The organism is Shewanella aestuarii, from assembly GCF_011765625.1.
Taxonomy (GTDB): Bacteria; Pseudomonadota; Gammaproteobacteria; order Enterobacterales; family Shewanellaceae; genus Shewanella; species Shewanella aestuarii_A.
The window spans coordinates 3,830,839-3,843,040 of sequence record NZ_CP050313.1 but is presented as its reverse complement, the minus strand read 5'-3'; the positions used below and the strand labels follow the sequence as shown (position 1 = coordinate 3,843,040).

General features: G+C 42.6%; 8 protein-coding genes and 1 pseudogene. All 9 read left to right on the top strand.

Going from position 1 to position 12,202, the window contains the following annotated elements:
• Positions 1–120: 120 nt before the first annotated feature.
• The gene (locus HBH39_RS16680; protein WP_167679762.1) at positions 121–864 is read left to right on the top strand and encodes a PepSY domain-containing protein; all 744 of its coding nucleotides are present in this window, start codon (positions 121–123) and stop codon (positions 862–864) included.
• On the top strand, positions 864–1,613 hold the full coding sequence (locus tag HBH39_RS16675; RefSeq protein WP_167679761.1) for a PepSY domain-containing protein: 750 nt from the start codon (positions 864–866) through the stop codon (positions 1,611–1,613). The genes HBH39_RS16680 and HBH39_RS16675 overlap by 1 nt, the downstream gene beginning before the upstream one ends.
• A 155-nt stretch (positions 1,614–1,768) precedes the next feature.
• Positions 1,769–2,287, top strand: a complete 519-nt coding sequence (locus HBH39_RS16670) for a hypothetical protein (protein WP_167679760.1) — start codon at positions 1,769–1,771, stop codon at positions 2,285–2,287.
• Between the two features lie 212 nt (positions 2,288–2,499).
• On the top strand, positions 2,500–2,769 hold the full coding sequence (locus tag HBH39_RS19900; RefSeq protein WP_244325694.1) for a heavy metal-binding domain-containing protein: 270 nt from the start codon (positions 2,500–2,502) through the stop codon (positions 2,767–2,769).
• Complete coding sequence (locus HBH39_RS16665; RefSeq protein ID WP_244325693.1) at positions 2,760–4,067, top strand: efflux RND transporter periplasmic adaptor subunit; 1,308 nt, start codon at positions 2,760–2,762, stop codon at positions 4,065–4,067. The genes HBH39_RS19900 and HBH39_RS16665 overlap by 10 nt, the downstream gene beginning before the upstream one ends.
• A gap of 12 nt (positions 4,068–4,079) precedes the next feature.
• Positions 4,080–7,216 (top strand): annotated as a pseudogene (locus tag HBH39_RS16660) (efflux RND transporter permease subunit).
• A gap of 235 nt (positions 7,217–7,451) precedes the next feature.
• Positions 7,452–9,521, top strand: a complete 2,070-nt coding sequence (locus HBH39_RS16655; RefSeq protein ID WP_167679759.1) for a TonB-dependent receptor plug domain-containing protein — start codon at positions 7,452–7,454, stop codon at positions 9,519–9,521.
• Positions 9,522–9,529: 8 nt separating this feature from the next.
• On the top strand, positions 9,530–10,069 hold the full coding sequence (locus HBH39_RS16650; RefSeq protein ID WP_167679758.1) for a YfiR family protein: 540 nt from the start codon (positions 9,530–9,532) through the stop codon (positions 10,067–10,069).
• On the top strand, positions 10,066–12,117 hold the full coding sequence (locus HBH39_RS16645) for a bifunctional diguanylate cyclase/phosphodiesterase (protein WP_167679757.1): 2,052 nt from the start codon (positions 10,066–10,068) through the stop codon (positions 12,115–12,117). The genes HBH39_RS16650 and HBH39_RS16645 overlap by 4 nt, the downstream gene beginning before the upstream one ends.
• Positions 12,118–12,202 lie beyond the last annotated feature (85 nt).

The window sequence follows — 12,202 nt, the reverse complement described above, 5'->3', positions numbered from 1 at the left end:
AAGTGAATGCTTTATTTTTGTTGCTTGATTGTAAGTGGTGCCGACTTTAGGAAAGAAGTATTTGATTTTTTTCAATTAAAGGCATTGATATTTAGCATGATTTTATAATAAGAAACGCAAATGCATAAACTCGCAAGAAGTGTTCATAAATGGCTGATGCTATTTTTAGGCGTTCAATTTGTCATCTGGTCAGTGACAGGTGCATACATGGTATTTTTTGATATTGATTATATTCATGGCGACACGCTTGTTAATCAACATCAGGTGACCATTAATCCACAGAATATTGATTTCTCATTGGCTGAATTAATTAAAGCTTATCCTCAAGCAAGCCAAATCAGCATGGGTAAGTTGATGAACCAAGATGTGTATCGCTTTCATATTGAACAGGGCGATTCAACACAACTGGTGATGTTAAGTGCTCAAACAGGTGAGAGGTTATCAGCCATAAACCAAGCAGCTGCAGTGACGCTTGCTCAGTATTACTATCAGCATAGCGAACACCAAGTGGCTGAGGTCAATTACATTGCTGACAATCCGCCATTTGAGATCAGTCCTCGTCATTTACCCGTATGGCAAATCCATTTTGACCACTTCTCGTTACCTACTCTATATGTGTCTGCGCAAAGTGGTTTATTAGTCGGTAAGCGCCATGTGTTTTGGCGGGCGTTTGATTGGATGTTTCGCTTTCATATAATGGATTACAGCAGCGGTGAAAATATTGATAACAAGCTACTGTTTTTTGTAGCCTTGCTTTCTACCATTGGCGTTATCAGTGGTTTAGTCTTGACCTATTTTAGGGTGTTTAAAACGGGTCGCAGCAAACGTAAAACTCGCTTGGTTCGCCATCAAGGAGGCATGTAATGTCTTGGGTTAGAAAGCTGCATAAGTGGGCTTCAGTGCTTGTTGGGCTGCAATTATTTTTGTGGGTAGCAAGTGGACTATATTTTAACTTGATGGATCACACTAAAGCGGCAGGTCACACATATTTTCACCATGAGCATGGGCCGGTAGTGATTGATTATATTAAGTTAGTTGAACCTAAAGCGGTTCTGGAAAACAATCCACCTAGCGTGTCGATAAGTGTTATTAGTTTATTAAATAAGCCTTATTATTTGCTTACTCATCAACAAGGCTTGTACCGTCATTTTAAAAATGACTATAGCTTGGTAGATGGTGTTAGCGGTGAGCGAGTGCAAATAGATATGGATTTTGCCAGTCAACTCGCACAAGCTTCGTATGCCGGTGAAGCACCGATTGCGAGTGTGCAATTACTAGTGCCGCCATTGGATGACTTTCCCAAGCAGCAAAATGTCACTTGGCAGGTTAACTTTGCCGATGACATTGCCACAAGCGTCTATGTTGAAGCCGGATCAGGTCGCATAGTGGGCCATAGCGATCAGCACAAACGCTTGGCAGATATTTTCTTTATGCTGCATTTTATGGATTACACTAACCAAGGTAGTTTTAATAATATTCAAATAATGTTACTTGCGTTTATCGGGTTATGGTTGTCAGCAAGCGGGAGCATTTGGACGGTAGATATGCTGCTAAGGCGCAAATACCGACTAAAGTTAACAGCCAAAAAACCGCGTTTACGGTCAACAAAGTGAATTCGACGATAGATTTTGCTGATTGGCATCAAAAATTTGATACAAGGCTTATTATTTGACTTATAAACTGAGTATTATGTTAAGCATATTGAAAGATTTGCATCGTCAAGCAGGTCTATTGAGTTAACTCATTAAGCAGAATCATTAAGGTATTAATGAACGCATTTTTGGCAAAATATTGGATTATAGGCCTAACCTTGTTCGCCCTTGTCGGACAGGGGATGCTGGCTAATGGTGGTTCAATGGTGCCTGTGGCGCACGCCAATATGGATGAGCAAGCCTTAGTTGAGTCAAGTGATATGTCAGATGGATATTCGCTAGTGTCATCTTCCGAGCAAGCGACAGATTGTCATGGTAATGTGATTTCTGCTGTTGTCACTCCTATTAACCACTCAGTAAATTCAACTAACTCAATCGATTCGAAAGATAACGTCCACCTAATGGCAGTTCAAAATGAATCTGATCAACAAACTCAGTCAGAGACTAACTGCTGTAATGGTGCGGGCGGTTGTAGCTTAGATTGCAATCATTGTTTAACCATTACTTTGACCGCAGATATGATGGATATGCCGTTACTTATTGCTAACGACTCCGTTAATATTATGCCGGTATTTATGGGCGTAAACCGCTTATCGATTGATTTTCCTCCCGCATTTAGACCTCCCATCGCCTAACTTAATTTACGCAGTTTAATCGCCGTTTGGTGGGTTATCTGTGTTGCTATGCATAACTGATGTTGTGCATCTTGATAAATAAATTACGTTATTGTTTTTAAAGTTTTACATTTTATCTAACCCCATTAGTTGGGTTGGTTTGAGGTCGATATGAAAAATTACTCATTGATAGCCATGTTTATTGGCGTCTTGTTTACTGTGCTAGCCCTTGTGTGAGCTCGTTTGCTTATGCGACGGAACACAATCACAGTGCACATACTTTGGCTGAGAAAACCTATGTTTGCCCTATGCATGCTGATGTAACCGATAGCCAGCCGAGCCGTTGCCCTAAGTGTAATATGTTCTTGGTTGAAAAAGCGGATGATGCTAATGCTACAAAATCAGCTATTCAATCTGTTGCTGTTGAACATTATTATTGTCCTATGCATCCCGAAGTCACCAGTCACGAAGGGGAAGGTGCCCCAAATGTAATATGTTCTTGATCAAAGCCGAAGAAGAGGCTGATGAGCACGCAGACCATAATCATGACCCTCAGCCCATAGCAACAGCGCAGCAAACCCAAGCTGACAAAGTATTTAATCAGCCTGCTCCAGCAGCATTACCGTTGGTGCAAAGTGAGAACAATGCCACGGTGAAGTATGTTTGCCCTATGCATCCGCATGTAGTGTCAGATGAACCGGGTACTTGTCCAATTTGCGGGATGAATTTAGAACAAGTTTATACCGGTGGTCAGGTTGGTGAAGAGGTTGTTGTTGGCGTATCGGGTGGTATGCAGCAGGCGTTAGGGATGCGCAGTGAAACAGTTACTGAGGGCACCTTATGGAAGCTAGTTAAAACCATCGGAACTGTTGAGTATGATGAAAATGCCATTGGCCATGTACATACTCGGGTGACTGGCTGGATTGAAACCCTACAGGTGCATAATGTAGGGCAGCAAGTAAAAAAGGGCCAGTTGCTCTATGAGTTGTACTCACCTGAATTAGTGAATGCCCAAGATGATTACATGCAAGCCAAAGATTACCTTAAGCAGGACAAAAATCGTGGCAGTGTGTTATTGAACAAAGCCCGTCAACGTCTTGAGCTACTTGGTGTAAGCGAGAAAACCATTAAACAATTAGAGCGCACGGGTGAAACCATCTATCGTGTGCCTTTTTATGCAGAACAAGACGGCTTTGTCAGCCAGTTAACGATTCGCCATGGCATGTATGTGCAGCCGGGTGATACCTTGTTTGAAATTGTTAATTTAAGCAATGTGTGGGTTATTGCTGATGTGTTTGAAAACGAGCAAAGCTGGCTAGAGCAAGGTCGCCCTGTTGAAGTCACCTCCTCAGCCCAAGGTTTGTTTGATTTAGAATCAACGATTGATTATATCTACCCTGAGCTTGACCCTGTTACCCGTGCCATGCGGGTTCGGATTAAGCTGACTAATCCTGATAAATTATTAAAACCTGGCACCTTAGTGGACGTAAAACTGTTTGGCGGCCCTAAGCGCAACGTATTGTCAGTGCCTACTGAAGCACTGATTTTAACTGGCCGAGAAAACCGCGTGGTGGTGAAGCGAAGCGATACTGGATTTGTGTCTTTACCGGTCAAAGTGGGCATGATCGCTCAAGGTAAAGCTGAAATTATTGAAGGGTTGCAAGCTGGCGATAAAGTGATTGTGTCAGGGCAGTTTTTAATTGATTCAGAAGCCAGTATTCAAGGTAGCCTACAGCGTCTAAGCAGTGGCAATGCAGATGCTAGCGACAGCAGTGGCGCTAACCCGCATGCAAATCACTAATCGGAGGCTGATATGTTAGCAAAAATAATTAGCGCTTCGATTAAGCAGCGATTCATGGTGTTAGTCCTAACGGCGGTGATAGCCCTTGTGGGTTATCAAGCCATGCGCATGACGCCATTGGATGCTCTGCCTGATTTATCGGATGTGCAGGTCATTGTTAAAACCTCGTATCCAGGGCAAGCGCCACAGTTGGTTGAAGATCAAATTACCTACCCTTTATCCACTGCCATGTTAGCCGTGCCGGGCGCAAAAACCGTGCGTGGTTTTTCGATGTTTGGCGACTCTTATGTGTATATCATTTTTGAAGATGGCACCGATATTTATTGGGCGCGTTCACGGGTATTAGAATATCTATCACAAACACAAGGCCAACTGCCTGCAAGTGTTACTCCTACCTTAGGCCCTGATGCTTCAGGAGTTGGCTGGGTATTTCAATATGCCTTGGTTGACCGTAAAGGCCAGCATGATTTGGCCCAGTTACGCTCATTGCAAGATTGGTTTTTAAAGCTTGAATTGCAAAGTGTGGCAGGGGTGTCTGAAATTGCCACCATTGGCGGCATGGAGCAGTCATATCAAATCATTGTTGATCCCCACAAACTGGCGTTATATCAAATCGACTTAATGACAGTTAAAAACGCGCTGGATAACTCCAATAGCTCAACGGGTGGCTCAGTGATTGAGATGGCTGAAGCCGAGTACATGATCACCTCGTCTGGCTATCGTCAAACCCTTGCTGATTTTGAAGAAATTCCTTTAGGCATAGTGTCGGAGTCTGGCATTCCTGTGCTGATGAAAGATGTAGCGCAGCTGCGCACCGGCCCAGCGGCGCGTCGTGGTATTGCTGAGCTTGATGGCCAAGGTGAAGTGGTCGGCGGTATTGTGGTGATGCGTTACGGTGAAAACGCGTTGGCCACCATAAATAATGTTAAAGATAAGCTTAAAGAAATTGAAAATGGCTTACCTGATGGTGTTGAGTTAGTGATTACCTATGATCGCTCAGAGCTCATTTTAAACTCAGTGGATAACCTCAAGCGCAAAGTGCTAGAAGAAATGTTAGTGGTTGGCTTTATCTGCTTAATTTTTTTACTTCATGCTCGCTCAACTTTGGTGGCCATTATCTCGCTGCCTATCTCGATTTTAATCAGTTTTATTGTGATGAACATGATTGGCGTTAATGCCAATATTATGAGCTTGGGTGGCATTGCGATTGCAATAGGCGCTGTGGTGGATGCTGCGATTGTGATGGTTGAAAACGTCCATAAGCATTTAGAGCATTATCGCGAGAAACATAACGGCGAAACCCCTACTGGTGAGGCGCATTGGGAGCTAGTTCGTCAAGCTTCAGTTGAAGTGGGGCCCGCGTTATTTTTCAGTTTATTGATTATCACATTAAGCTTTGTGCCGGTATTTGCCTTAGAGGCCCAAGAAGGCCGACTGTTCCATCCGTTGGCATACACTAAAACCTTTGCCATGGCAGCTTCGGCCATTTTAGCCATTACCCTTATTCCGGTGTTAATGGGCTTTTTTGTGCGAGGCAAAATTCCTGACGAAAAGAAAAACCCTATCAGTCGAGTTTTGATTGCGCTTTATGAGCCCGCGTTACGCTTAGTGCTGCGTTTTCCTAAGGTCACTATTTTGTTGGCCATACTGGCATTGGCAAGTGCCGTTTACCCTATGACTCGCATGGGTAGTGAGTTCATGCCAGAGTTAGAAGAGGGGGATCTGCTATACATGCCGACCACATTACCCAGTGTCAGCTCTGGTAAAGCCGCGGAGATTTTGCAGCAAACAGATCGGTTAATTAAAACCATTCCTGAAGTCAAAAGAGTGTTTGGTAAGGTAGGACGAGCGATGACGGCAACTGATCCTGCGCCGCTGACGATGCTCGAAACCACCATTATGCTTAATCCATCTGACACTTGGCGCGAGGGCATGACCTTAGAAGGTATTATTGCCGAGCTACAAAAAACCGTTAAAGTACCTGGCATGACCAATGCCTGGGTGCAGCCAATTAAAACCCGTATTGATATGTTATCCACCGGTGTGAGAACCCCGTGGGGATTAAAATATCAGGTGCAAATATTGATGAGCTTCAACGCATCGGGACTGAAATTGAAGCCGTAGTCAGTAAGTTACCAGGCACCCGTTCGGCTTTTGCGCAGCGTACCAGTGGGGGACGCTATATTGATATTACGCCTAATCTAAAAAATGCCGCCCGTTATGGTATGACCCTTAAAGATATTCAAGATGTTGTACAAATGGCGATTGGCGGTATGCAAGTTGGTTTGTCGATTCAAGGGCAAGAGCGCTATCCCATCAATATTCGTTATCCACGTGAACTGCGTGACAATATCGAAAAGTTAAGGGATTTACCGGTATTAACCAAAACAGGTAAGTACATTCCATTAGACAATTTAGCCAACATTGAGATCAGCGATGGTGCACCTATGCTTGCCAGTGAAAATGGGCGTTTAATCAGTTGGGTGTTTGTTGATTTACAAGACATCTCTATTGGCGAATACATTGAAATGGCCAAAAAAGCCTTAGGGGAGCAAGTGCAATTACCGCCGCGTTATAGCTACTCATTTGCGGGCCAATATGAATATATGCAGCGGGTTGAAGCCAAAATGGAATTGGTGATCCCGTTAATGCTAGCGGTTATTTTCATGCTACTGATGATGACCTTTAGCTCCTTTATTCAAGCCTCAGTGATCATGCTCAGTTTACCTTTTTCATTAGTGGGCAGTGCTTGGTTGTTGTACTTCCTTGACTTTAACTTCTCGGTCGCTGTGTCGGTGGGAATGATCGCGCTGGCTGGGGTTGCCGCTGAGTTTGGCGTAGTGATGCAGGTGTATTTAAACAACAGCATTAAAGATCGACAAGCAGCCGGACAGTATCATGGCCGCAGTGATTTAGCGGAAGCGTTAATTCATGGCGCTGTGATGCGTATTCGTCCTAAAGCCATGACGGTCGCCACTATCTTTTTTGGCTTACTGCCAATTATGTGGGGCAGCGGTACGGGTAATGAGGTGATGCAAAAAATTGCTGCGCCAATGGTGGGCGGCATGGTGACTGCGCCTTTATTATCGCTGTTTGTCATTCCGGCGATTTACTTGCTGGTGTACGGCCGAACGTTGGCCAAGTCATAAGCTGCCGTTATAAATGATTAGCATGGAGTCGATTGCTAATCATTGAATTATAAATCCACGCCCTCATTTGAGGGCGTTTTCGTTTAGACAATTTGATGCTTGCAATACTATTTTTTATCTTTTCAATGATGTTAACTCGCAGAATAAGCTAATCAATCCTATGATTAATAATTGATATAGTCATCAAAAAGTATGGATGACTTATTCATTAGAGTACTTTCTGTTGGAGGCACCAATGGGATTGCGTTTTTCATTTTACTATATTGCTGGGCTAGTCGTGATTATTAGCGCGCAATCTCAAGCGGCTAATTTGCAAAATGATCTTGATTTAGATCTTGAATCATTAATGGGCATGGATGTTCAAGCGACATCAGCCATGAAGCGCACTCAGTCATCGTTTGATACGCCAACATCTATTTATGTGCTCTCTAAAGAACGTATTATTAACTCGGGCGCGACGTCTATTCCAGAAGCGCTCAAAGTGGTGCCAGGTTTGGTTGTTCGTCAGTTAGATAATAATCAATGGGCGATTACTACTCGCAGTGTTGCCTCGCGATTTGTGAGTAAAATGTTGGTGATGATTGATGGTCAAAGCCTTCATACTCCTCAGTTTTCAGCCGTGTATTGGGAAACCTTAAATGTCCCCTTGTATGATATCGAACGCATTGAAGTTATCCGTGGTCAAGGCGGCTTGCTTTGGGGGACAAACGCAAGCAATGGCGTGATTAATATCATTACCAAAAATAGCATTGATACCCGCGGTGTTTACCTAGATGCATCCGCAGGTAATAGGCTGAATTATGATGCCAATGTGCGTTATGGAAGTGATATAGGTAATAAAGGCAGTTTTCGGTTTTATGCTCATGGGAATGATCAACAAGCTTCTAAAAAGGGGAGCAACCTTCCTTCCAACGACAGCTCTGAAATGGTCAATGTGGGTACTCGATTTGATTTTACGCCCAATGATAGGTGGTCCGGCTTGCTTCAAGCTGATTATAATCGGGCAGATATGGGGCAAAATCTACGCGCCGTGTTAGATGATTCTAATAAAAATATTCCATTCAGTGAAAACACAGAGCGCCAAGAGTTAAGGGTGATGGCACGGGTCGAAAACCGGATCTCAGACTCAGCAGACCAAATGCTTCAAGCATCGTGGTTAAAGCAAGATGGTGAGCAAACCTTATTCAATGAACATTTTGAATCAGCAGATCTAGATTATCAAATGAACTTCATTTATCAGGATCTTAAAGTTGATTGGGGCTTGAATTTTCGTTATAGCCATATTCATTATGAACCCAGTATTGTGCTTAGCAGTGACTCTCGCATTGAACATCTTCGTCAGTATGGAGGATTGCTGCAGTTACAATATAAGGTATTGCCGGATCTCGATTTGATTGCGGGTGTGAGGGTTGATCATAATGAATTAACGGGATGGGAAAACCAACCATTAGCCAAAGCTGTGTGGAAGCCGACTAATAACCAAACATTGTGGGGGTCAATTTCAAAAAGCGTTCGTATTCCATCATTGATCGAGTTTAACGATAACTTTGTGGTCAACGGTGATCTTGTAAGTGAAATTGCTGAAACGCCTACAGGCATTCCTTTAATTGATAATTATCGAATTCGTACTTATTTAAATGGTAACGACCAAGTTGAAGCTGAGCAGTCAATGTCTTACGAGCTGGGCTACCGACTATCTCAAGTTTCATGGGCGATTGATGCGTCATTGTATTATACCGATTCAAAAGATGTTGCTGTGATCCAGGTTAATGTTAATGAGGCACAATTTGCACCGGTCATTGGGTTGTTGCAATTAGGCCAAATTGATGCTGCTTATCAAGCATTAACCACTACCAGTATTAGTTATGATTTAGTCTCTCAAGCGAGCGTGATTGCTCAAGGCGGGGATTTAACTCTGACATGGCAAGCAAGTGAATCAGTTAAAACGGAGTTTGGTGTCAGCTACAATGACTTCAAATATGTTCTTCCACCTAACACAGTGCCTGCAATTGGTTACGATTCAGTAACTAAGCAATATTTTGCTAAGTTTGATTGGCAGATTTTTCCCCGCCATAGCTTTTTTGCCACCGTACGTTATGAAGATAGCACGGCTTACAACGTCGATAATTATACGGCATTAGATTTAGCCTGGAATTGGGATATATCTCCCCAATGGCGTTTATCAATATTAGGTAAAAATCTTATTGCAGGTGAGCATTTAGAATATGGCAATACTGGTGAGACATTCACAATACCTAACTATATTGATGAAAGTGTTGCCGTAAAAATTCGCGCTAAATTTTAAGGACTAATATGGTTAAGTCTTTAAGGATATTGCTGTTTGCTTGTCTGCCGTTTTCATTATTGTTTAGTGGAAACGCACAGGCTATGGAGCAAGAATATGCCCTTAAAGCCGGTTTTTTGTTTAATTTTGCCCGATATGGGACCTGGACTGAAGACTTTAGTAAGCAGAATCAATTTAACCTTTGTAGTACGGATGATGATTTTAATGACATTGCTAAACAAGTGTTAGCGGGCAAAACGATTGCAGGGTTGCCAATCCATTTACTCACCGTTCAGTTAACCCAACAAGCAATTGATAACTGTCAGCTATTATTTGTCACCAGCAATAGCCTAGAACAATGGCAGAGCCAGCCTAATATTCAATTTGACAATGTCATGCTGGTGGGTGAAACCCCCAATTTTATTGAGTCTGGTGGCCATATCCGCTTTTTTTTAGCCGCAAGTAAAATTCGTTTTGAAATCTCCCCCGAGCATTTAAAGCGCTCAGGTCTGGTACTGAGCTCAAAAGTACTCCGGCTTGGGCGCATTGTTGAGGGAGCAAAGCTATGATCAAGCTACTGTCCCTTAATTCTGTCAGTAAAAAGCTGTTGTTCATCTTAATGAGCGTGGCATTAATTTCAGTGTTAATCGTCTCTTTTTTGCTAAGCGCTTATGAATTTAAGACTGCGCAAAAAGATCAACAAAGTAACTTGGACACCTTAATCAAGGTGTTATCTCCTAGTATTACTGCTGCGGTTTTATTTGAAGATAACGAATCAATTCAGGAGCTTATAAATCCTATTTTGTTGCGTTCTGATATGGTGTCTGTATTGGTAAATAACGCCCAAGGAGAAAAAGTTGCCAGCGCAAACAACGACAACAAGGTGCTGTATGCGGATGAGCACCTTACTCAAGTGACAGCACCACTTGCCTTGGATGGCATTACTTATGGTGAGTTGATTATTGTCGTTGATGACAGCTACATTCATGATCGTATTGGGTTTTATGGCTATTTTATTGTTATCGCACTGGCGTTGACTTTTGGGGTGAGCCTATTTGTCTCCTTGTGTTTACGACAACGCTTTTTAGCTCCCATTTTGCATTTAGCACAAGTGGCCAAAAAAGTGACTGACTCGAACGATTATAGCCAGCGCGCACAAACTTTAAGCAAAGATGAATTTGGTCAGTTAACAAATCACTTTAATAGTATGCTGCAGACGATAGAACAGCGTGACAGGGTGCTAGAACAAAAGGTACAGCAACGAACTCAGGAGTTAGAGTCGGCTAATTCTCAACTGCATGAATTTGCTTATATTGATGGTTTAACGGACTTGCCTAACCGTCGCTATTTTTATGAAAAACTACAAAGCTTATTAAACCTTCCACAACAAAAATTTGCCCTCATTTTTATTGATTTAGATGGCTTTAAAGAGGTCAACGATAACCTAGGGCACGATTATGGCGACATATTACTGAGCCAAGTTGCTAAACGATTGAAAAACTGTGTGCGAGCCAATGACACGGTAGCGAGATTGGGCGGTGATGAATTTACGTTAATTATTGAGGGGGTGGACGATCATCTACGGGCCTCACAATTAGCTCAAACATTAAAAGAGAGTTTGATGCAATGTATATCGATTAAGGATGAAGAAGCCTATGTGTCTGGCAGTATTGGGATTACCTTCTATCCCGCCGATGGCGACACGGTAGATTTATTGGTTAAGCATGCTGATCAAGCCATGTATCTTGCCAAAGAGAATGGCCGTAACCGTTACGAGTTTTTCTCTCTTAATATGGAGGCAGAAGCAAAACAGAAACACGACTTGATTGAAGAGTTACGAATGGCGATAGCCTTGCAGCAATTTGAAATATATTACCAACCAATATTTTGTTGTAATACGCAAAGGGTGGTGCAAGTGGAAGCACTGATCCGTTGGCATCATCCGCAAAAAGGGTTGTTGGTTTCAATGGATTTTATTCCTATTGCTGAAAGCTATGGTTTGATCAGTACCATTGATGATTGGGTGAGAGAGCAAGTGGTAAGCGATGTTAGTCAGTGGTATCAGCAAACGGGTAAGGTGATGCCTGTGTCGGTGAATGTGTCGCCACTTGAAATTGACTTGCAAAGCCATTGGGTTGATAAATGGATTTTGAATTACACCAAATATAATCTACCTGCTAACGCCATATCGCTAGAGATCACTGAAAATGCGCTGATGGATACCAGTGACAAGGCACAACAACAGCTTCAACAATTATCAAATCATGGTATTAACATGACAATTGATGATTTTGGGGTGGGCTATTCATCATTAGCTTATTTGTTACGCCTAAAGGTTAATACTTTAAAAATTGATAAGGTATTTGTGCAGGATATTGTTGATAACGAAAGCAGTTTAAGTTTAGTGCGGGCTATTATTAGCATGGCGCAAAACTTGAATATCAACGTGGTGGTGCAAGGGGTAGAAAACGAGCAGCAACTGAAAATATTGCACCAATATCATTGTGAATACTTACAAGGCGAATACCTAGCGCCACCGATGACCAAAGCCGATTTTGAACAGCGCTTTTTAGGCTTCCCCAGCCAAACGGCATTAGCACATCAAAGCCAATCCTAATGACTCATGACCAAAACATGATTTGAAACGATTAAGCGGATGCTTTTGTACGCTCAATTTGTCAAACTGTCGCCTGATAAAATAA